This is a genomic window from Amycolatopsis minnesotensis (assembly GCF_039529815.1).
Taxonomy (GTDB): Bacteria; Actinomycetota; Actinomycetes; order Mycobacteriales; family Pseudonocardiaceae; genus Amycolatopsis; species Amycolatopsis minnesotensis.
Window position 1 is genome coordinate 1 of the sequence record NZ_BAAANN010000021.1, and the last position, 20,916, is coordinate 20,916.

16 protein-coding genes and 1 pseudogene are annotated in these 20,916 nt (G+C 70.9%); 11 read left to right on the forward strand and 6 right to left on the reverse strand.

Annotated features, from left to right (window positions below):
• The 5 genes and pseudogenes from ABD256_RS25020 to ABD256_RS25040 all read left to right on the forward strand — a co-directional run.
• On the forward strand, positions 1-3,505 hold a 3,505-nt coding region (locus tag ABD256_RS25020; protein ID WP_344423585.1), incomplete at its 5' end, for an amino acid adenylation domain-containing protein.
• Positions 3,506-3,509: 4 nt separating this feature from the next.
• Positions 3,510-4,811 (forward strand): serine hydrolase domain-containing protein, encoded by a 1,302-nt coding sequence (locus ABD256_RS25025; RefSeq protein ID WP_344423589.1) that lies wholly within the window; start codon positions 3,510-3,512, stop codon positions 4,809-4,811.
• 288 nt (positions 4,812-5,099) lie between these two features.
• Positions 5,100-5,708, forward strand: a complete 609-nt coding sequence (locus ABD256_RS25030) for a CGNR zinc finger domain-containing protein (RefSeq protein WP_344423592.1) — start codon at positions 5,100-5,102, stop codon at positions 5,706-5,708.
• Entirely contained in the window at positions 5,678-5,881 is a 204-nt protein-coding gene (locus ABD256_RS25035) for an ATP-binding protein (protein ID WP_344423595.1), read from the forward strand. The genes ABD256_RS25030 and ABD256_RS25035 overlap by 31 nt, the downstream gene beginning before the upstream one ends.
• 149 nt (positions 5,882-6,030) lie before the next feature.
• Positions 6,031-6,168: pseudogene (locus ABD256_RS25040) on the forward strand (helix-turn-helix domain-containing protein); the annotation flags it as partial.
• A gap of 180 nt (positions 6,169-6,348) precedes the next feature.
• Here the strand turns inward: ABD256_RS25040 and ABD256_RS25045 are convergent.
• The 3 genes from ABD256_RS25045 to abc-f are packed head-to-tail and all read right to left on the reverse strand — an operon-like array spanning position 6,349 to position 10,046.
• A complete protein-coding gene (locus tag ABD256_RS25045; protein WP_344423598.1) occupies positions 6,349-6,735 on the reverse strand; it encodes a hypothetical protein in 387 nt (128 codons plus the stop codon).
• Positions 6,736-6,751: 16 nt separating this feature from the next.
• Positions 6,752-8,392 (reverse strand): ABC-F family ATP-binding cassette domain-containing protein, encoded by a 1,641-nt coding sequence (locus ABD256_RS25050; protein WP_344423601.1) that lies wholly within the window; start codon positions 8,390-8,392, stop codon positions 6,752-6,754.
• A gap of 13 nt (positions 8,393-8,405) precedes the next feature.
• Positions 8,406-10,046, reverse strand: coding sequence for a ribosomal protection-like ABC-F family protein (gene abc-f, locus ABD256_RS25055; RefSeq protein WP_344423604.1), 1,641 nt, complete (start codon positions 10,044-10,046; stop codon positions 8,406-8,408).
• 642 nt (positions 10,047-10,688) lie between these two features.
• On the opposite strand from abc-f, the gene ABD256_RS25060 reads away from it, so the two are divergent.
• Positions 10,689-12,995: an ATP-binding protein gene (locus tag ABD256_RS25060; RefSeq protein ID WP_344423608.1), complete on the forward strand. Its 2,307-nt coding sequence runs from the start codon at positions 10,689-10,691 to the stop codon at positions 12,993-12,995.
• A 21-nt stretch (positions 12,996-13,016) separates the two neighbouring features.
• Here ABD256_RS25060 and ABD256_RS25065 read toward each other — a convergent pair whose 3' ends face one another.
• Positions 13,017-13,868: a LysR family transcriptional regulator gene (locus ABD256_RS25065; RefSeq protein WP_344423612.1), complete on the reverse strand. Its 852-nt coding sequence runs from the start codon at positions 13,866-13,868 to the stop codon at positions 13,017-13,019.
• A gap of 36 nt (positions 13,869-13,904) precedes the next feature.
• Positions 13,905-14,633 carry a methyltransferase gene (locus tag ABD256_RS25070; protein WP_344423615.1) on the reverse strand — a complete coding sequence of 243 codons (729 nt, stop codon included), beginning with the start codon at positions 14,631-14,633 and terminating at the stop codon, positions 13,905-13,907.
• 194 nt (positions 14,634-14,827) lie between these two features.
• Here ABD256_RS25070 and ABD256_RS25075 point away from each other — a divergent pair, with 194 nt between their 5' ends.
• The 5 genes from ABD256_RS25075 (at position 14,828) to ABD256_RS25095 (ending at position 19,767) form a co-directional block, all read left to right on the forward strand.
• The gene (locus ABD256_RS25075; protein WP_344423618.1) at positions 14,828-15,724 is read left to right on the forward strand and encodes an MBL fold metallo-hydrolase; all 897 of its coding nucleotides are present in this window, start codon (positions 14,828-14,830) and stop codon (positions 15,722-15,724) included.
• Positions 15,725-15,842: 118 nt separating this feature from the next.
• Positions 15,843-16,595 (forward strand): SDR family oxidoreductase, encoded by a 753-nt coding sequence (locus ABD256_RS25080; RefSeq protein ID WP_344423621.1) that lies wholly within the window; start codon positions 15,843-15,845, stop codon positions 16,593-16,595.
• The gene (locus tag ABD256_RS25085; protein ID WP_344423624.1) at positions 16,592-17,377 is read left to right on the forward strand and encodes an SDR family oxidoreductase; all 786 of its coding nucleotides are present in this window, start codon (positions 16,592-16,594) and stop codon (positions 17,375-17,377) included. The genes ABD256_RS25080 and ABD256_RS25085 overlap by 4 nt, the downstream gene beginning before the upstream one ends.
• A 73-nt stretch (positions 17,378-17,450) precedes the next feature.
• Positions 17,451-19,103, forward strand: coding sequence for an AMP-binding protein (locus ABD256_RS25090; RefSeq protein WP_344423627.1), 1,653 nt, complete (start codon positions 17,451-17,453; stop codon positions 19,101-19,103).
• Positions 19,104-19,152: 49 nt separating this feature from the next.
• Complete coding sequence (locus tag ABD256_RS25095; protein ID WP_344423630.1) at positions 19,153-19,767, forward strand: TetR/AcrR family transcriptional regulator; 615 nt, start codon at positions 19,153-19,155, stop codon at positions 19,765-19,767.
• Positions 19,768-19,858: 91 nt separating this feature from the next.
• Here ABD256_RS25095 and ABD256_RS25100 read toward each other — a convergent pair whose 3' ends face one another.
• Positions 19,859-20,902: a helix-turn-helix transcriptional regulator gene (locus ABD256_RS25100; protein ID WP_344423632.1), complete on the reverse strand. Its 1,044-nt coding sequence runs from the start codon at positions 20,900-20,902 to the stop codon at positions 19,859-19,861.
• Positions 20,903-20,916 lie beyond the last annotated feature (14 nt).

The window sequence follows — 20,916 nt, forward strand, 5'->3', positions numbered from 1 at the left end:
CGACACCACCCCCTTCGAACGCATCGTCGACACCGCCACCCCCCACCGAGACCCCAGCCGCAACCCCCTCACCGAAGCCATGATCGTCCTCGACAACGTGGCGTCGCCGGAGTTTTCCCTTCCCGGGCTGGAAGTCGAGGAGCTGACGCCGCCCGCCGACGTGAGCACCCACGACCTGCAGGTCGAGTTCGCCCCGCAGGGCGGTGGCCTGGTGGCGCGGATCTCGTACAGCACCGCGCTGTTCAACAGGTCCACAGTGGAACGGATGGCGGATAACCTGGTGGTGCTGCTCGATTCCGTCGCCAGGGAGCCGGATCGCGAACTGCGGACGCTGCCGAACGCCATCGCGGGCCAACGGGATCTCGCGCTGGGCTGGAGCGGGACTTCGTCGGCCGTGGCTCCGGTGCGGACCTTGCCCGAGCTGTTCGCCGACCAGGTCCGGCGCTCGCCGGACGCGGCCGCGGTGGTCTTCGAGGGCAGGTCGGTGACCTACCGCGAACTCGACGAACGCGCGAACCGGATCGCCAACCGCCTCGTCGCCGCCGGAGTGCGTCCCGACGACCTGGTCGGGATCTGCCTCGATCGCGGGATCGAACTGGTGGCGAGCATGCTCGCGGTGCTGAAGTCCGGTGGCGCCTACCTGCCGCTCGACCCCACCAACCCCGCCGAGCGGCTGGCCTACCTGCTCGACGACGCCGATGTGGTGCTGGTGCTCACCGACGAGCGACTTCGGACACGACTGCCCTCGCGAGCTTCGCAGGTGCTCTGCGTCGACGCCGAGCGGATCGCTGACGAACCGAGCGCGGCACCGGCTCCGAGGCTGGCGGCGGCGAACCTGGCGTACGTCATCTACACCTCCGGTTCGACGGGGCGGCCCAAGGGCGTACCGGTGACGCACGGCAACGTGGCGCGGCTACTGGCCTCGGTGGAAGGGGACCTGGGGTTCGGGCCCGGTGACGTGTGGACGCTGTTCCACTCCTACGCCTTCGACTTCTCGGTGCTGGAGACCTGGGGCGCGCTGCTGTCGGGCGGCACGCTGGTGGTGGTGCCGTGGGAGACCAGCCGCTCGCCGAAGGACTTCCTCGCGCTACTGGTCGCGGAACGCGTGACCGTGCTGAACCAGACGCCGTCCGCCTTCTACCCGCTGGTGCAGGCGGATCGGGAAGATCCCGAACTCGGCGCCAAGCTCGCGCTGCGGCGCGTGGTGCTCAGCGGGGAGGCGTTGGACTTCGCCAGGCTCGGCGACTGGTACGAGCGGCACGACGGCTCCGCTCCGGTGCTGGTCAACATGTACGGCATCACCGAGACCACGGTCGTCACCTCCCAGCTCGCCCTCGACGAAACCTCGGGCAGGGCCGACGCCGGCTCTCTGATCGGTGCGCCGATCGACGGAATGCGGCTCTACGTAATGGATTCCGCGCTGCGACTCGCGCCGATCGGGGCGCCGGGGGAGCTGTACGTGGCAGGGCCCGGCCTCGCCCGTGGCTACCTCGGCCGGCCTGAGCTGACGGCGCACCGGTTCGTGGCGAACCCGTTCGCGGAGGGCGGTGACCGCCTCTACCGGTCCGGCGACTTGGCGCGCTGGCGCCAGGACGGCACGCTGGAGTACCTCGGCCGTGCGGACGACCAGGTCAAGATCCGCGGGTTCCGCATCGAACTGGGCGAGGTGTCCGCGGTACTGGCGGAGCAGCCGGATATCGGGGACGCGGCGGCGGTGGTGCGCGAGGACATGCCGGGGGACAAACGCCTGGTGTGCTACGCCACGGCGGCCGCCGGAGCCGAACCCGATGTCGTGGCGCTGCGCGCCCGGCTCGGGGAGTTGCTGCCGTCCTACGCGGTGCCGTCGGCGATCGTGGTGCTGGCCGAGCTGCCGCTCACCGCGAACGGCAAGCTCGACCGGCGCGCACTCCCCGCGCCGGACGGTCCGATCGCGGGCACGCCGTACGAGGCTCCCGACGGTGAAGCCGAAGCCGCGCTCGCCGAGGTGTGGGCGAGCGTGCTCGGGGTGCCGAGGGTGGGCAGGTGGGACAACTTCTTCGACCTCGGCGGCGATTCCATCCTCAGCATCCAGATGGTCACGCAGGCGCGGCGGGCCGGGTTCCTGATGTCCACCAAGGACCTGTTCCTGCATCCGAGCGTCAGCCGGCTCGCCGCGGTCGTCGAGACCGCGGCGGAGTCCGAAGAGGACACCGCGCCGGTCGTCGGAGCGGTTTCGCTGACGCCGATCCAGTGCGAGTACTTCGAGTCGGATCCCGTTGTCCCGCAGCACTTCAACCAGTCGGTCCTGATCGAGCTCGCCGAGGGCGCCGACTTCGGCCACCTCGGCAAGGCGCTGGACGCGGTGCTGGCCCAGCACGACATGCTCCGGGCCCGGTACCGGCGGGAAGACGGCGAATGGCGGCAACGGATCGATCCGGCCGAGGAAGCGGATCTGCTCACGCGGCACGATCTGTCCTCAGTGGACGACTCCGAGCTGGTCGCGACGATGGACGCGCTGGCGGCGCGGGCCGATGCGAGCTTCGCGCTGGCGGAGGGGCCGCTGGTCCGGGCGCTGCTGTTCGATCGGGGCGATCGCCGGGCGTGGCTGTTCGTCACGGTCCACCACCTGGTGGTGGACGGGGTGTCGTGGCAGATCCTGCTCGACGATCTGGACCGGGCCTACCGGCAGCTCGCGGCGGGGGAACCGACGGCGCTCGGCCCGAAGACCACGTCGTTCCAGACATGGGCGTCCCGGTTGGCCCGTCACGTCGCCGAAGGCGGTTTCGCCGGGGAGGTGGCCTTTTGGACGGAGGTCGCCGACCGCGCCACAGCTCCCGTCGACGCCCCGCGCCTCGCCGGTTCCGTCGGTGAGCTGTCGGTTTCCCTGACCGAGGCCGAAACGGAGGCTCTGCTGCGGTTGGCGCCATCGGCGTTCCGCACGCGCGTCAACGACGTTCTGCTCACCGCGCTTTCCTGGGCGCTGGGCAGGTGGGCCGACGAGGACGTGCTCATCGATCTGGAAGGGCACGGGCGGGAAGCGCTGTTCGACGAGGTCGACCTGTCACGGACGGTGGGCTGGTTCACCGCGAAGTACCCGGTCGCGCTTGAGGTGCCGGCGGCGGCGGAACCGGATTGGCAGGCCACCGTTAAGTCCGTGCGGCGCCAGCTCCGCCGGGTGCCCGGCAACGGCATCGGCTACGGCGCGCTGCGCTTTCTCGCCGGTGCCCTCCCGGCGCACCCGCGGCCGCGAGTGCTGTTCAACTACAACGGACAGCTCGACAACACGATGAGCGCTGGCGCGCTGTACCACGCCTTCCACGAACCCATCGGCAGGGCGAAGGACGCCGCGGAGCCGTTGTCGCACCCGCTGGAGATCGTCGGTTCGGTGCGCGCGGGCACCATGACATTCGCGTGGCTGTATTCGGCCGAGGTCTACGACCGGCAGGCCGTCGAGCGGGCCGCGGACGAGTTCCGCGGCGCGCTGCGCGCGATCGCACGCCACCTCGATCCCGCGCTGGAGGGGTGAACCGATGCCGTACGAGGATCTTGAGGCGCTGCTCGCCGGTTTGGCCGCGAAGCACCAGGTGCCCGGTGCGCAACTGGTGGTGCGCACCGCCGAGGGGGTCGTCGCGGTCGAGACCGGCGAGCGGGCGAGCGGTTCCGGGGACGTGGTCACTGCGTCGACGGCGTTCCCGATCGGCTCGATCACCAAGGCGTTCACCGCCGCGCTGGTGATGGTCCTGGTCGGCGACGGTGACATCGAGCTCGACGCACCGCTCGCCGAAACATTGCCATGGCTGGACTCCACGATCACGGCACGCCAGGTGCTCAGCCACACCAGCGGTCTCGCGGCGAACTCGGACCTGGCGGGGCCGCACGACGGGCCGCGCGCCCGGTGGGTCGGCAGGCACTGCCGCGCAGCGGATCTGGCCCACCGCCCCGGAACCGTGTTCTCCTATTCCGGTGACGGATACGTCCTGCTCGGCCACCTCGTCGAGGAGGTCACCGGGATGTCGTGGTGGGAGGCGCTCGACGCGATCCTGCTCCGGCCGCTCGGGATCACCGCGGGGTCCATTGTGGAGGACGGGCCGAGGGCGCGAGACGTGGCGAGCGGGCACACCGTCCAAAGCAGACTCGGGCGGGTGCTTCCCGTCGTCGGCGGTACCCTGCCGTCGATGTCCGCGCCGGAAGGCGCGCTCGCCCTCTCGGCGTCGGACCTCGTCACGTTCGCCCGCATGCACCTCGGCGACCCCGAGCTGCCGCGCCCGCTCGCCTCGGATGCGCTCGCCACGATGCGCCAGGACCAGACGGGGCATACGAGCGTGGGGCCGTACGGCATGGCCGACGGGTGGGGCCTCGGGTGGGGGCTGTACCGCCGGGACGGCGTCGAATGGTTCGGTCACGACGGCACGATCGACGGCACGTCCAGTCATCTGCGGTGCGCACCCGGCGACGGCACGGTGGTGGCGCTGACCACGAACGCGAGCAGCGGCGCGGCACTGTGGGACGACCTCGCCGAACACCTCTCCGTGGGGAGCCGCTCGCTGTCGAAGCTCGACGACGAGGGACCACCGGTGCCCGCGCCGCCCGACTGCGCGGGCCGGTACGTCAACGGCGCGCTGGAGTTCACCATCGACCACCGAGACGACGGGCTGTACCTGCTGATCGGCGGCGAACCGCAGTCGAAGGTGACCACCTTCGGCGGCCTGACCTTCACGCTGCACGACCTCAACGGGGGCGCGCCGCAGGTCGGCCGCTTCCTGCGAAGCACGGTGGACGGCCGCGTCGACCTGATCCAATGCCTTGGCCGCTTGGCGACCCGCGTCCCTTGAGCGAAGCCATTCCTCCGGTGACTTCCTTCGCGCCCGTCGCATGACGTCGTCGTCGCCGTACGTCGGCGGTGCCCACCAGCGCGCCGGGCGGGATCGGCTGGTCGTCGGTGTCTCATCGACCTCCTCTTCGGTGTCGTGGTCACCTTCGAAAGGTGCTTGCCTTCGGCGGCGAAACCGTGTCATCGGTATTCATAACCTGACAAGATGGTGACATATTAATGAGATCTGACGGCATGGCCGCGACGCCCTGGAATGCGGGCGCTATTCGTCACCTGTCAAACTGGTGGGATGGAGCACGCCTTTCCCTGTGGCAACCTCGCGCTGGACTTCGCGGGGTCACTCCGCGCCAGGCGCAACGCGGACCCGCGCGAGATGCTGCGCACGGCGCGAAGCCTCGACGCCTGGTTCCGCGAGTCGGGGGTGACCGACGTCGAGCCGAGAAGCGCTCCCGGCGATCTCGTCACGGCGGTGGCGCTGCGGGAGGCGATCTACGACCTGGTCCGCGCGCGCCTGGTCGGCGAGCGGGCCGATCCCGGATCGGTGGCCGTGGTCAACGAGACGGCGGCCCGGCCACCGGTGGTTCCCCGGCTCGTGCTGGGCGGGCGGGAGCTGACCGCCACGGCGGACCAAGCGCTGTCGTCCGTCGCGCGGGTGGCGGTCGAGGTGCTCGGCGGCACCGACGCCGAGCTGCTCAAGGAATGCGGCCGCCCGGAATGCACCCAGGTCTACCTCGACCTCTCACGGGGTTTTCGCCGCGAGTGGTGCGCGATGGCGACCTGCGGGAACAAGATGAAGGCGCTGGCGCATCGCGCGCGCCAGCGCGGCAACCCGACCATCGAGCCCTCGCGCCTCGGCACCCGGTGGGCGTGCCGCGCTACGGCAGGGAAGCCGAGCTGAAGGAACTCGCCGAACTCGTCGGCGGACCGGCTGGCCGCACCGCTGTCCTGGTGCGGGGTGCGGCCGGGATCGGGAAGTCGGCGCTCGTCGAAGCGGCGGTTTCGGCGGCGCCGGTCGCGGGGCCGCGCGCGCTGAAGACGACCGGGGCCGAGGCCGAGCGGAACCTTGCCTAGTTGCGGGACGCGGGACTCGCCCCGATCGTGCTCGGGTCGTTCGCGCGCGGCTGCTCAGCGACGCTGCGGGAAACCGCTCGCGCTGACCGACCTGCCGTCGGCCGTGGCCGATCTCGACCGGCTCGATCCCGTCCTGCCGCTGCCCGAACGCGGAGGGCCTGACGAACAAGGAGATCGGGCAACGGCTCTACCTGTTCCACCGGACCGTCGGCACCCGTCTACACCGGATCTTCCCGAAGCTGGGTGTGAGTTCGCTGGCCGATCCTGTGGATGTGCTGGAAAGGTGACGTGTTCTTTGCTTCTGCTGTGGTTGGTTCGTCGTGTTGGGCTGCGGTCTACTGACGGCTTTCGACGGGAAGCGCGGCTTCGTTGGCTGGGTGGCGGTCCGGCTCGATCGCGGGTGCTGATTTCGGTGGCGTGGCGCGATTTCCTTGTTTGTCCATTGTGGACTTGTTGGCTCCGGGTAACTATTCAGGTCGGGTGAGAGGTGGCAGGAAAGGTGACCGCCTTGTCCGTTCTGTGGGGAACTGTCGCTGGTGACCAACGACGCGACCGGCACCGAGGAGCGGCAGTTTCACTCGGCGCGCCGAAGGCGTGCCTGAAACCTTCACCGTGCCCGCCAAACACGTGAGCGCCAGGGGCGAATCGACCGACCAGACTGCCCTGCGGGTCAAGGGCTCCACGGTCCGTCCAGTGCGATGCCTGCGTCCGCGGCGATCCGCGCCCGTGAGCGCAGCGCGTTCCCGCAGCGCGTCGAGATCGACGCCGACCAGTACGCCGCCGCGGTTGACGACCTTTCCGGCGACGAGCACGGTGTTCACCAGGCCGCGCTGCACGCCGAGTGCGGTGCGCATGGTCGAAAACTGTCCGTTATGGACAGTCATCGGCGCTGGTGCGGAACGAAAGCACGCGCCCGTTCTCGACGCGCACTTCGGCTCCCCGCCACCGTGAGCGCAGCCAGCGGTCATGGCTGGCGAGCACGACCGAGCCCGGCCCGCTACCCAGTGCGTCTTCCAGCTCGTCGCACAACCGCGGGGACAGGTGGTTGGTGGGCTCGTCGAGCAGCAGGAGGTCGGGAGGCCGCGCCACGAGCAGTGCCAGCGCGAGCCGCCGCCGCTGGCCGACCGACAGGTCCGCGACCGGCTTGTCCAGGTCCCACGCGTGCAGCAAGCCCAGCGACGCCAACGGGACGGCTTCCGCCCGTTCCGCGCCGAGCGCGGAGTCGTAGGTTTCCCGCGCGGTGCGGGACGGCTCGCCGAACGCGGTGTCCTGGTCCAGCAACCCGATCCGGAGCCGAGGGCGGCGCCGCACACCGGCCGGATCGAGCCTGCCTGCCAGCACGAGCAGCAGCGTGGACTTGCCTGCGCCGTTCGGCCCGGTGACGAGCAGCCGCCCGGTGGCGCGCACGTCGAAGCGTTCGACCGCGAGCCGTCCCGGCAGGTCGACCTCGCGCAGGGACACCAGTATCCCGTCGGCGGCCCGGCCCGCGAGCGCGTCCGGGCGGAACCGCAACGGTCGCGGGGGAGCGGGAACCTGGCGGCGTTCCAGGTCTTCGAGCCTGCGCGCGGTGCTGCGCACGCGGCGCGCGATCTGGTTCTGCACCCTGCCGCCCGCGTGCCCGTACCCCATCTTTTCGTTGTCGCGCTTGGCTCGGTTCGGCGCGACCCCGTGCGTGGCCACGCCGAGAGCGTCGCGCAGCGCGGTGAGCTCCTCCTGCTCTTCGTCGTGGCGACGCTGCCAGCGCTCCCGTTCGGCGCGCTGGTAAGTCAGGTAGTCGCGGTAGGTGCCGCCGTACCGGACCGGGCCGTCGAGCGCGGGGTCGAGGTCGACGAGGTTCGTGCACACCGCGTCGAGGAACGCGCGGTCGTGGCTCGCCACCACGACCGTTCCCGGCAGGCCGCGCAACTGCTCTTCCAGGAAGGCGGCCGCGTCGTCGTCGAGGTGGTTGGTCGGTTCGTCCAGTACCAGCGCGGACGGGCGGCGGATCAGCAGCGCGGAGAGCGCGAACCTGCCGCGCTGGCCGCCCGACAGCGAGGAAAGGGTGCGATCGTGGTCGAGCGCGCCGAGCCCGAGCCCGGCCAGCACGATCCCGGCCCTGCGGTCGGCATCCCACGCACCGTGCCGCTGCGCGTGCTCCAGCCGCTCGGCGTACTCGGCGAGCAGGCCGCCGTCCTCCGGTTCCTCCGCGAGCGAGGCGGCGAGCCGGTCCAGCTCGGCGAGGTCCCGGCGCGCCTCGGCCAGTGCGTCGTCGATCACCTCGGCGACGGTGGCCTCGGGATCGAAGGGCATTTCCTGGTGCAGGTAGCCGAGATCCGGCGGACGTTCGACGGTGCCGCGATCGGGCTGGTCCGCGCCGGCGAGCAGTCGCACCAAAGTGGACTTCCCGGCACCGTTCTCCCCGATCAGGCCGATCCGGTGGCCGGGAGCCGCGGTGAGGGAAACGCCGTCGAGCACCCGCCGGTCACCGAGCACGCGCACGAGGTCGTGCGCGATCAGGGCTGCTTCAACCATGTCAGCCCCGGTTTCAGCGCGCCGGGACGGGCGCCGCCGTCTCCAGCAGTTTGCCGTCTTCGAGGCTGAGCCAGCGATCGATCCTGATCTCGGCGAGGAACCGTTCGTCGTGGCTGATCACGACGAACGCGCCCTGGAACGCGTCGAGCGCGCTCTCCAGCTGTGCCGCGCTGACCAGGTCGAGGTTGTTCGTCGGCTCGTCGAGCAGCAACAGCTGCGGCGCGGGCTCGGCGAACAGGATGCAGGCCAGCGTGGCGCGCAGCCGCTCGCCGCCGGAGAGGACGCCGACCGGGAGATGCACCCGCGAGCCGCGGAACAGGAAGCGGGCCAACAGGTTCATCCGCTGTTCCGGCGGCATCGCGGGGGCGGACGCGGCCAGGTTCTCCGCCACGCTGCGGTCGCCGTCGAGCAGGTCGAGCCGCTGGGACAGGTAGGCGATCCGGCCGTCGGCCCTGGTGACGTTGCCGCCGCCCGGTTCCAGCTCGCCGTGGACGATCCGCAGCAGGGTGGATTTCCCGGCACCGTTGGGCCCGGTCAGCGCGATCCGTTCGGGGCCGCGGATGGCCAGGCTCGCGCCGTCACCGCTGAACAGCGCGCGTTCGCCGTAGCTCATCCGCATCCGCTCGCCGAGGAACAGCGTCCGTCCGGACGGCACGGCGGTGCGGGGGAGGTCGAGCGCGATCTTCTGTTCGCTGCGCAGCGCTCGCTCCGCCTGGTCGAGCTTGGTCTTCGCCGCGCTGACCCGGGCCGCGTGCGTCCCGTCGGCCTTCGCGGCCGACTCCTGCGCGTTGCGCTTCATCGTCCCGGCGAAGATCTTCGGCAGTCCCGCGTTCCCGAGGTTCTTCGAGGCGTTGCTCGCCCGGCGGGCCGCGCGCTCACGGGCTTGCTGCATCTCGCGCTTCTCGCGCTTGACCTCCTGCTCGGCGTTGCGGATGTTCTTCTCCGCCACCTCGCGCGCGGCTTCGACGGCCTGCTCGTACTCGGTGAAGTTTCCGCCGTAGAACCGGACTTCACCGCTTTCGAGCTCGGCGATGCGGTCCATCCGGTCGAGCAGCGCGCGGTCGTGGCTCACCACGAGCAGGCAGCCGTGCCAGTCGTCGAGCACGGCGTAGAGCTTGCGGCGCGCGTCGAGGTCGAGGTTGTTGGTCGGCTCGTCCAGCAGCAGCACGTCGGGCCGTTTGAGCAGCTGCGCCGCGAGGCCGAGGGAGACGATCTGGCCGCCGCTGAGGGTGTCCAGCCCGCGGTCGAGATCGAGTTCGCCGAGCCCGAGCCGGTCAAGCTGGGCGCGGGTGCGTTCCTCGACGTCCCAGTCGGTGCCGATGGTGGTGAAGTGCTCCTCGTCGGTGTCACCGGACTCGACGGCCGTCAGCGCGCGCAGGATCGCGTCGACGCCGAGTACCTCCGCGACGGTCAGGTCTCCGGTCAGCGGCAGGTCCTGTGGCAGGTAGCCGAGCACGCCGTCGGTGGTGACGCTGCCGGACGAGGGGCGCAGTTCCCCGGCGAGGAGCTTGAGCAGGGTCGTCTTCCCCGCCCCGTTCGGTGCGACGAGCCCGGTGCGGCCACCGGGGACGCTGAAGGACAACCGGTCGAAGACGGGGGTGTCGTCGGGCCAGGAGAAGGACAGGCTGGAGACGACGACGCAGGTGTCGGACATGAAGGAGGACCTCGGATGTGGTGCGGGCAGGGCAATGCCCTGGAGCGGAAGGAGCGGACGACAACGCGGCCACGACGGCGACGCCGCATGACGGCGTACCGGTGGCCTGCTACCTCCGGGGCTCACCCGGAGATGTCGTCTTCACCTGCCACGTCGAGTCTCCTTCGAACGGCTCTCTGCATTCCGACGATAGCAGCCCATCGGCGCCGGAGGTGCAGGGTATTCCGGGAGTCACACGGCCGGGTGTGGGACGGGGCGGCGAATTTTTATGGAAAGACGGATACTGACACTCCCTGAAAAGGTTATGAATAACTGTCTTGACTGGTTACGAACAATCTGTGAATCGCCGCAGGCGAAGAACGCCGGTGAGGGGAGTGGCCATGAGTTCCAGACGCGCGTTCGGCTCGGCAGGGTGGTGGTGCCCTCCCTCCGCGGGCACGGCGCGACCCGGTTCCGCCGTTCTCGAAGCGGTCCGGCTCTGACCGCGTTGCTCCGGATGGGCTAACGTCTTCGTTCCCGGCCTGTTGTCCACATCGGACGGAAGGCGCCCGCGCCGCAACCGGCGTGCCGCGGGCTCGTTGGTAACGGAGGTGGTCCGGGGCAGTGACCGCGGCGAACGGTGCGGTGGGAGAGAGGGCGCGCATGGCGGGCAGGGGCGGTTCGCTCGCGGCGCGGCCGGGAGAACCGGCCGAAGCGACCAGCTATGTCGGCCGGAGCGCGGAGACCGAGGAGGCCCGCCGCCTGCTCGGGATCGCCTCGGTGGTGACGTTGACCGGCCCCGGCGGGGTCGGCAAGACCAGGCTGGCCTGGCGCGTCGCCGACGCCTGCCACGCGGCGTTCTCCGGCGCGGTCGCGTTCGTGTCGCTGGCCGAACTGCGCGAGCCCGCCTTGCTGGTGCCCACGGTGGCCAACGCGCTCGGCTTCGGCGACCGGTCGGTGAAGCCGGCCGTCGACGTGGTCGTCGAGGCGTTGCGGACACGCAAGCTGTTGCTGGTGCTGGACAACTGCGAGCACCTGGTGGACGACTGCGCTTGGTTCGCCGACACGATCGCCCGCGCCTGTCCCGAGGTGCGGGTGCTGGCGACCAGCAGGCAGTCGCTCGGGGTGGCGGGCGAGCGGATCCTGCCGGTGCCGCCGCTGGCGGTGCCGGAGGAAGGGGAGTCGCTGGAACGAGCGCGGGGCTACGACGCGGTGCGGCTGTTCGTGGACAGGGCGAGCGCGGTGGTGCCGTCCTTCCGGCTCACCGAGGACGACGCCGAGCACCTCATCCGGCTGTGCCGCAGGCTCGACGGGCTGCCGCTGGCGATCGAACTGGCCGCCGTGCGGTCGCGGGCGCTGTCCCCGCGCCAGCTGGCCGACCGCCTCGACCGCCGGTTCACGGTCCTGTCCGGGGGACACCGCGGCACGCCGGGCCGTCACGAGACGATGCGCGCGCTGATCGACTGGAGCCACGACCTGTGCACGGCGCCCGAACGGCTGCTGTGGGCGCGCGCGTCGGTGTTCTCGGGCAGTTTCGACCTGGACGCGGCGGAGCGCGTGTGCGACGGCGGGGACCTGCCGACCGACGAGGTGCTGGAAGTGGTCGACGGGCTGCTGGACAAGTCGATCCTGCTGCGCGAGGAGCACGCCGGCAGCGTCCGCTACCGGATGCTGGAGTCGGTGCGCGAGTACGGCGCCGACCGGCTGCGCGCCGCCGGCGAGCTGGCCGCCGTCCGGCTGCGGCACCGGGACTGGGTCGCCGAGCTGGCAGGCCGGTACGCCGCGGAGTGGCTGGAGACCGACCAGCTCGGCTGGATGGGGCGCCTGCGCCACGAGCACGCGAACCTCCGCGCCGCGCTCGACTACTGCGCCGAAGAGCCCGCGGAAGCCGTCGTCGGCCTGCGGATTCTCCGCGACGTCAAGGAGTTCTGGATCGTGCGCGGCCTGAACACCGAGGGCCGGATGTGGTTGCGGAGACTGGACGAGGCCGCCCCGCCGGGGGTGCCGGAGCGGGCACACGCGTGGTGGCTCTTCGCGTTCCTGGCCGTGGTGCAGGGCGATCCCGCCGCGTACCAGTCCGCAGTGGACAGTGCGACCGCGGAAGCGGAGGCGGCAGGCGACGACCACGCGCTCGCCTACGTGCACCACGTGCGGGCCTACGCGGCGTTGATCGGGGACGAGATGCCCGAGGCGGTGCGGCTGTTCGGCAAGGCCATCGAGATGTTCCGCGAGCACGGTGACGAAGGCGCGCGGTTGTGGTCGAGCTACAACTACGGCCTCGCGATCGCGCTGGCGGGCGACATGGACCGCGGCCGTGCGGTGCTGACCGAATGCGTCGAGACCTGCGTGCGACGGGGTGAGGTCTTCTGGCGCGGCTGGGCACTGTGGTCACGCGCCGCCGCCGAGTACCTCCGGGGTGATCTCGGGGTGGCCCGCGAGTGCTGCGAGGAGGTGCTCCGGCTGCACAACCAGGTCGACGACCGCGTGGTCATCGGGTTCACGCTCACCGTGCTGGCGGGCTGCGAGGCACGCACCGGCAGGCCGAACCGGGCCGCGATCCTGCAGGGCGCGGCGATGAGCGTCTGGCAGACGCTGGGCGCGTGGCCGACGCGCTACCGGGCCTTCGTCGAGCCGCGCCAGGCCGACACCGACGCGGTGATCGGCGCGCTCGGCTGGGACGCCGCCGCCAAGGAGTTCACCACGGGCGCCGCGATGCCGATCGATGCCGCCATCGCCTACGCACTCGGCGAGCAGGACGACGTCGCTCCGGCGCGGCTGCCCGGCGTTCTCACCAAGCGGCAGGCGGAGATCGCGCACCTGGTCGCCGAAGGGCTCACGAACCAGGAGATCGCCGACCGGCTCGTGATCGCCCGCCGCACCGTGGAGAGCCACGTCGACCACATCCTCACCAGGCTCGACTGCGCCAACCGCGCGCAGATCGCGACCTGGGTGGCCCGGGCGAAGTCCTGAGGCGGGCTGGGCCGAGGAGGATCACCGCGCGGCCAAACGGATGAAGGAGCGGACGAGCGGATCGGTGCTGGTGGTGTTCCAGGCGACGACGAGGCGGCTGGGCGGCACGTCGGCGAGCGGCACCGCGACGAGTCCGGCCGGCATCGTGTGGGAAAGGGGAGTCAGCCCGACGATTCCGTTCCAGAGCGCGGCCTGTACGCATTCCTGGACGGTGCGGATCACCGGGCCGTGGTGCGGTTCGCCGCCGGGCCGCGTGCCGTTCCAGTAGGCCCGCCACCGGGAATCGGTTCCTTCCGGAAGCTGGAACCACGGGCGGTCGGCGAGGTCGTGGACGCGGAGGGAGTCTTTGCCCGCGAGCGGATCGTCCGCGCGCAGGACCGCCCCGACGGGATCGGTGCGCAGTACGTGGGTGCCGATCCCGGTGTCGTCGAAGGGGGTGCGCGTGAGCGCGACGTCGACGAGCCCGGCACGGAGTCCCGCGGTCGGGTCGGTGAAATCGCCTTCGCGGACCCGGACGTCGATTCCGGGGTGGTGCCGGCGGAACGCGGTGACGAGACCGCTGCCGACGTGTTCGACGCTGTCGGCGAGCGTGCCGATGGTGATGCTGGTGGCGCCGGACGCGGCGGCGACCCTGGCGCGTGCCACCTCGGCCTGTTCCAGCAGGGCGCGCGCCTCGTCGTGGAGCGCACTTCCGGCGGTGGTGAGGGTGACCCCGGTGGCCGACCGGTGCAGCAGCACGGCGCCGAGCTCGGTTTCCAGTTGCTTGATGGCGCGGCTCAGCGGTGGCTGGGTCATGTGCAGCCGGGCCGCGGCGCGCCCGAAGTGGCGTTCTTCGGCGACGGCAACGAAGTAGCGCAGTGAGCGTAGGTCCATCAGCGGCGACGATACCCGCGCGGTATCAGTGCCGGATCACGACAAGCGGTACACGAAGAAGTTGACCCCCATGCCCGCGACGAGCCTGCTGCTCTGCGCCACCACTTCCTGGCGGAATCCTTCGGTGTCGATGAGCTGCTGGAGGTAGGCAAGATCCCCGGCGTTGCCGAAGAAGATGATCAGGCGGCCGTTCTCGGCCATGTACTGGCGAACCTCGCGGAAGAACCTGGTCAACGCGCTGTAGTTCTCGTCGGCGGTGGCGGCTTCCAGCATCGTGCGAGGCGTGAACCAGCGGAACGGCGGATTGAATATGATCAGGTCGAACACGCCTTCGACGGAACTGAATATGTCGCTGTGCCGGACCTCGAAATGGTCGGCGACGTTGTTCCGGACGGCGTTGTCCATCGCGTTTTCCAGCGCGTCGGGGTTGATGTCCACGGCCAGTACCTCCGCCGCCCTGGTGGCGGCGATGACGGCGTTGACACCGCATCCGGTGCCCATTTCCAGCACCCGGTCGTCGCTCTTGACCTCCGCCAGCACCGCCTCGCCGAGCAGTTCGGAGAGCGGGCCGATCCTCTTCACCTCCGGCGGCACCACGAAGGTCAGCCCGAGCAGCGAAGAGGTCTCGGTGTCCGCGGCCTTGGTCATGCTCACCATGTCCTCGTGCAGGTGCCGCATGCGTTCGGCGCGCTCTTCGGACATCAGCGGCCGGTAGACCCCGGCGCTCGCCTCGGTGACCTCGCCCTGAGCGTGATTTGATCTCATGGCGCCACAGTGAAGCACCCCCGGCTAGAGGTGACTTCGAGGCGGGATGGCCGGGTTCCGGCAGGCACCCGTGGTCCGTCAGCGGCGACGATACCCGCGCGGTATCGGGCCCGCGGAACAGGTGTTGGACGCGCCGGCGTGCGCCGCGATGGACTGGCGCGGACGGATTGTCCCTGCGGTCGAAGGTGGGTGTCATGGTGGAACTGGTGTCGCGCGAGCCGGTGGTGCGGGCGGAAGAGGCGCGGGAGCTGGCCGGTGATCTGGTGGTGCTCCCGAACCGGGGGGTGGACCTGGTGCCCAATATCGGGGTCATCGGCGGCACGCGTGCCGTGCTGGTGGTCGACACCGGGATGGGGCCGGGCAACGGTGACGCCGTGTTCGAGTTCGTGGCCGACTACGCGCGTGGCCGCGAGATCTACCTGACCACGACCCACTTCCACCCCGAGCACGCCTTCGGTGCGCAGTCCTTCAGCGGCGCGGCGACCTTCCTGGTCAACCGCGCGCAGGCGGACGACCTGGCCGCGAAGGGGGCGGGCTACCTCGACATGTTCAGGGGACTCGGGGAACCGGTGGCACGGCAGCTCGAAGGGGTCGAACTGGTGACCCCGGACCTCGTCTACGACGATTCCCACGAGCTCGACCTCGGCGGCCGGGTCGTACGGCTGCGGGCCACCGGCCGGGCGCACAGCAGGGGCGACCAGGTGATCACGGTTCCCGACGCGGGCGTGCTCTTCACCGGAGACCTCGTGGAGACCGGGCAGTTCGCGATCTTCCCGTGGTTCCCGCCGCACGACACCGACGTGTCCGGCATCCGGTGGATCGAGGTGCTGCGGAAGCTGGCCGACGAACACCCGCGCATCGTCGTGCCCGGTCACGGCGATACCGGCGGGCACGGCCTGCTGGCCGACGTCCGCGACTACCTCGCACTGCTGCGCGACGAGACCTGGGTGCGCCGGGACTCGGCCATGGGCCGGGAAGAAGTCGTCGAGGAGGTCACGGCGCTGATGCTCGAGCGGCACCCGGAATGGGCGGGACGGGAATGGATCGAGCCCGGTGTCGGCTGCCTCTGCGCCGAGCACGCACAGCGGTGAAGCGTGAACGGTGCGGCGTGCCTGTTTGAGGCAGGGACAGGCTCGCTCGGAGCGGATCGCGCATAATGGCGGTGAGCGAACGCTTAGTATGTCACCGCCGACAGAGAGGGCCGCATCAGTGAACTCGTTGAAGGACCGGGTCGCCATCGTGACCGGCGCCAGCAGGGGCATCGGCCTCGGCGTCGCCAAGGAACTCGTCTCCCGCGGCGCGAAGGTGTGCATCACCGCGCGCAAGCCGGAGCCGCTCGCCGAGGCGGTCGCCGAGCTGGGTGGTGCCGGCGTCGCCGTCGCGGTGGCGGGGAAGGCCGACGACCCCGCGCACCAGGACGAGGCCGTCGCGACCGCGATCGAGCGGTTCGGCAGTCTCGACCTGCTGGTGAACAACGCCGGGATCAACCCGGTCTACGGCCCGGTGATCGACGTCGACGAAGGGGCCGCCGCGAAGACCATGGCCGTCAACGTGCTGGCGCCGCTCGCGTGGACGAAGAAGGCACGGGACGCGTGGATGGGCGAGCACGGCGGCGCGATCGTCAACGTGGCTTCGATCGCGGGCCTGCGCGCCTCGCCGGGTATCGGCATGTACGGGGTCACCAAGGCCGCGCTGATCCGGCTGACCGTCGAGCTGGCGACCGAACTCGGCCCGAAGATCCGCCTCAACGCGGTCGCGCCCGCCGTGGTGAAGACCTCGTTCGCCACCGCGCTGTACGAGGGCAGGGAAGACGAGGTCGCGGCGGCGTACCCGCTCAAACGCCTCGGCGTGCCCGAGGACATCGCGGGCGCGGTGGCGTTCCTGCTCTCCGAGGAGTCGAGCTGGATCACCGGCCAGACGCTGGTGCTCGACGGCGGCGTTTCGCTCGGCGGTGGCCTGTGACCACGACCGAGCTGAAGGACGCAGGCGTCGTCGTCACCGGCGGGGGCGGCGGGATCGGCGCCGCGCTGGCCAGGCGGTTCCACGCCGAGGGTGCGCGCGTGCTCGTCGCGGACCTGGACGAGAAGTCGGTGACCTCGGTGGCCGGAGAGATCGGTGGCGCCGCCTTCGTCGGTGACGTCGCGAGCGAGGAAGGCGTGCGCCGTCTCGTCGACACCGCGACCGCGGAGCTCGGCGCGATCGACGTGTTCTGCGCCAACGCGGGCATCGCGCCGGAAGGTGGCCCCGAGGCGCCGCCTTCGGTGTGGCAGGCGGCGTGGGACGTCAACGTGATGGCGCACGTTCGCGCGGCGGACCTGCTCCTGCCGGGCTGGCTCGAGCGCGGTCGCGGGCATTTCGTCGCGACGGTGTCCGCGGCCGGGATACTGACGAGCCTCGGCTCCGCGCCGTACTCGGTCACCAAGCACGGCGCGCTCGCGTTCGCCGAGTGGCTGAGCGCGACCTACCGCCACCGCGGCATCACCGTGCAGGCGGTGTGCCCGCAGGGCGTGCGGACGAACATGCTCGCCGGCACCGGCAAGGCGGGCGAACTCCTGATGGGGGCGTCGGCGATCGAACCGGAGCAGGTGTCCGACGCGCTGTTCACCGCGATGGCCGAGAACCGGTTCCTGGTGCTCCCGCATCCCGAGGTGGCGGACTACTACGCGGCCCGCGCCACGCAGACCGACCGCTGGCTCGGCGGGATGAACAAGCTGCAGCGCAAGGTGGAGGAGCTGGAGGGCTGAGCCCTTGACGACGGCGGCGGGGCGCCATAGCGTGCACATACCGACTGGTCGGTCCGTTCGCTGAGGAGCGTGGATGAGCTGGTACGAAACGAAACCCTGGCTCGCGCAGTACGACGAGCTGATGCTCGCCGCGCCGCCGATCGAGGCGACCACCCTGCTCGCCACGTTCCGCTCCGCCGTCGCCGGCGCTCCCGATCGGGCGGCGATCGCCTACTTCGACGGCTCGCTGACCTATCGCGAGGTGGACGAGTTGTCCGACGGCGTGGCGGAGTACCTCCACTCGGCGGGCTTCGCGTCCGGTGACCGGCTCGCGCTGGTGCTGCAGAACATCCCGCAGTTCGTGCTGGCGCTGCTCGGGGCGTGGAAGGCGGGCGGGGTCGCCGTCCCGGTGAACCCGATGTACCGCGAGCGCGAGCTGACCCACGTGTTCACCGACGCGGGAGTGCGCGCGGTGGTGTGCTCGCCGCGTGCCTGGCGCGACCGGATCGCGGCGGTCGCGGCCGAGGCGGGCGTGCCGATCGGGCTGGTCGCGAGCGAACGGGACTTCCAGACCAGGAACGACGAACGCGTGCTCGGAAACCCGGCCCGCGTTTCCGCCGAAGGCGCGCGCGACCTGCTCGACGTCGCGCGGGAGGCGCACGGCGAGGTGCCGGACCCCGGCCTTTCCGGTGACGACGTCGCGCTCATCAGCTACACCTCGGGCACCAGCGGCACGCCGAAGGGCGCGACCAACACGCATCGCAACATCGCGGTGAACGCCGCGTCGCTCGGCACGTTCTCCGGCATCGGCGAGGGCAGGGCGATTTTCGCGCTGGCCCCGCTCTTCCACATCACCGGCATGGTGTGCGAGCTGGCCACCGCGATCGACCTGGCGGGCACGCTGGTGCTGGCGTACCGGTTCGAGGCGGGCGTGGTGCTCGACGCGTTCCGGGAAACCCGCCCGGTCTATACGGTCGGCCCGTCGACGGCGTACCTGGCGTTGATGGCCCATCCCGACGCGACGCGCGAGCACTTCGCTTCGTTCGAACTGCTCTACTCGGGCGGAGCGGCGCTACCGCCCGCGGTGGTGGAGGCGTTCCGCGAGAAGTTCGGCAAGTACATCCGCAACGGGTACGGCCTGACCGAGACGACGGCGGGCTGCGTCTCGGTGCCGGGGTCGCGGGAAGCGCCGATCGACCCGGCCTCGGGCACGATCTCGATCGGGCTGCCGGTGCCGGGGACGATCGTGCGGATCGTGCGCGACGACGGCGGCGAGGCACCGCAGGGGGAGCCTGGCGAGATCGTCGTCGAGGGCCCGACCGTGGTCCCCGGTTACTGGAACCTCGCCGAGGCCACCGAAAAGAGCATGCCGGGCGGGCGGCTGCACACCGGTGACATCGGGTTCATGGACGACGGCGGCTGGGTCTACGTGGTGGACCGCAAGAAGGACATGATCAACGCCGCCGGGTTCAAGGTGTGGCCGCGCGAGGTCGAGGACGTGCTCTACACCCACCAGCACGTGCGCGAGGCCGCGGTCGTCGGCGTCCCCGACGAGTACCGCGGTGAGACCGTCAAGGCATATGTCAGCGCGCGCCCCGGCACGAGTCCCGATCCCGACGAGCTGATCGCCCACTGCCGCGCCCGGCTCGCCGCCTACAAGAGCCCGCGGTCCGTCGAAGTGCTCGATGAACTGCCGAAAACCGCGAGCGGGAAGATCCTGCGCCGTGAGCTGCGGGCGAGGGGATGAGCGGCACGGGCTAGCCTGGACGTCCGAGAAGGGGAAGGGGAGGGTCGCGATGACCAGGGCCACCGCGCGCAAAGCGGAAGCGGAACCCGATGCCACCGTGCCGAGACGGCTGCTGTCGGTCGCGACGAAGCTGTTCGCCAAGAAGGGGTTCGACCGCACCTCGGTGCAGGAGATCGTGGAGGCGGCGGGCGTCACCAAGGGCGCCATGTACCACTACTTCGACTCGAAGGACGACCTGCTCTACGAGATCTACGGGCGGGTGCTGCGCGCGCAGACCGAACAGCTCGAAAAGGTCGCGGTGACCGAGGCGCCGCTGCGGGAGCGGTTGCGCACCGCGTCGACCGACGTGGTGGTCAGCACGATCGCGAACCTCGACGACAACAAGGTCTTCTGGCAGTCGATGCACCAGCTCAGCCAGGACAAGCAGCGCACGGTGCGGGCCGAGCGGCGGAAGTACCACGAACGGTTCCGCGGGCTCATCGAAGAGGGCCAGCGGTCGGGGGAGTTCCGCGCGGACAAGCCCGCGGACATCATCATCGACTTCTTCTTCGGTTCGGTGCACCACCTCGGCAGCTGGTACCGGCGCAGTGGCTCGCTGTCGGCGCGCGAGATCGGCGAGCACTACGCAGATCTGCTTCTCGCTTCGCTGCGGCCGGAGTCCTGAGCGCGGGCGAAGGTGAGCGTGCGCGGGTCGACCGCCGGCACGCGGAAGAACGGACCGTCCACAAGGGAGTACCCCGCCGCGCGCAGTGCCGTCACGAGCACAGGCTCGGGTTCGAACACCGCGACGATGATTCGCGACCGGCCGCGGGCGCGCCGCTCTTTTCCCGGACCCGGTAGGCATCGGCGAGGGAGGTCACCGTCTCCCGCATCAGCTCGCGGAGCGAAGCCGGGCCGAGCACCTCGACGTCCGCGCCGAGCCGGAGGAAGTCCGACACCGCGCGGGCCTCGGACTCGATCGGGACGACGGCGTGCAGCCATCCGGTGCCGGTCGCCGTCCCGGTGTGGTCCACGGCGCGGACGACCGCGGCGTCCAGCAGATCGGGCAGTGCGCGCACCGCCGACGGCGCCAGCAGGATCTCGGCCTTGCCGGTGTGCCGCCTGCGGTCGAAGTCGGCGAGGTAGCCGCCCCAGTACCGGGCGAGGTCGAACCCGTCCGGCCGCTCGAACGGCTCGTCGAGCACTTCGAGTGCGCCGATCTGGGACACCCGGTAGGTGCGGATCGACGCTTCGCGCGCCGCGACGAGGTACCAGCGGCCTCCCTTGAGCACCAAGCCGTACGGGTCGAGGGTGCGCGTGACCTCCTGCGGCGCCTGCCACCGGCGGTAGCGCACCCGCACGCGCCGCCGGTCCCACGCCGCGCTCGCCGCCGCCGTGAGGTACGGGGTGTGCTCGCCGTCGGAGTACCAGCCGGGCGCGTCCAGGTGGAAGCAGTCCTCGATCCGCCCCGCGCGGTCGCGCAGCGCACGGGGGAGCGCGGCGGTGAGCTTGAGCCTGGCAGCCCCGACCACCGAACCGAGCCCCAGCTCCGCCGCCGCGCCGGGAAGCCCGGTGAGGAACAGCGCCTCGGCCTCCTCGGTGGTCAACCCGGTCAGCTTCGTGCGGTACCCGTCGAGCAGCTGGTACCCGCCGGCGTGCCCGGCGTCCCCGTACAGCGGGACGCCGGCGGCGTGCAGCGAGTCGACGTCGCGGTAGATCGTGCGGACCGACACCTCCAGCTCGTCGGCCAGTTCGCGCGCGGTCATCCGCCCGCGGGTCTGCAGGATCAGGAGCAGCGAAAGCAGCCGGGAAGCGCGCACGGGCCCGGTCTACC

What these genes read in the sequence shown, in the direction of transcription:
- ABD256_RS25045 (WP_344423598.1), bottom strand. Translation starts at nt 6,735, where the DNA reads ATGCGCACCGCACTCGGCGTGCAGCGCGGCCTGGTGAACACCGTGCTC.
- ABD256_RS25025 (WP_344423589.1), top strand. Translation starts at nt 3,510, where the DNA reads ATGCCGTACGAGGATCTTGAGGCGCTGCTCGCCGGTTTGGCCGCGAAG.
- ABD256_RS25095 (WP_344423630.1), top strand. Translation starts at nt 19,153, where the DNA reads ATGACCAGGGCCACCGCGCGCAAAGCGGAAGCGGAACCCGATGCCACC.
- ABD256_RS25030 (WP_344423592.1), top strand. Translation starts at nt 5,100, where the DNA reads ATGGAGCACGCCTTTCCCTGTGGCAACCTCGCGCTGGACTTCGCGGGG.
- ABD256_RS25060 (WP_344423608.1), top strand. Translation starts at nt 10,689, where the DNA reads ATGGCGGGCAGGGGCGGTTCGCTCGCGGCGCGGCCGGGAGAACCGGCC.
- ABD256_RS25050 (WP_344423601.1), bottom strand. Translation starts at nt 8,392, where the DNA reads ATGGTTGAAGCAGCCCTGATCGCGCACGACCTCGTGCGCGTGCTCGGT.
- ABD256_RS25065 (WP_344423612.1), bottom strand. Translation starts at nt 13,868, where the DNA reads ATGGACCTACGCTCACTGCGCTACTTCGTTGCCGTCGCCGAAGAACGC.
- ABD256_RS25070 (WP_344423615.1), bottom strand. Translation starts at nt 14,633, where the DNA reads ATGAGATCAAATCACGCTCAGGGCGAGGTCACCGAGGCGAGCGCCGGG.
- ABD256_RS25090 (WP_344423627.1), top strand. Translation starts at nt 17,451, where the DNA reads ATGAGCTGGTACGAAACGAAACCCTGGCTCGCGCAGTACGACGAGCTG.
- abc-f (WP_344423604.1), bottom strand. Translation starts at nt 10,046, where the DNA reads ATGTCCGACACCTGCGTCGTCGTCTCCAGCCTGTCCTTCTCCTGGCCC.
- ABD256_RS25075 (WP_344423618.1), top strand. Translation starts at nt 14,828, where the DNA reads ATGGTGGAACTGGTGTCGCGCGAGCCGGTGGTGCGGGCGGAAGAGGCG.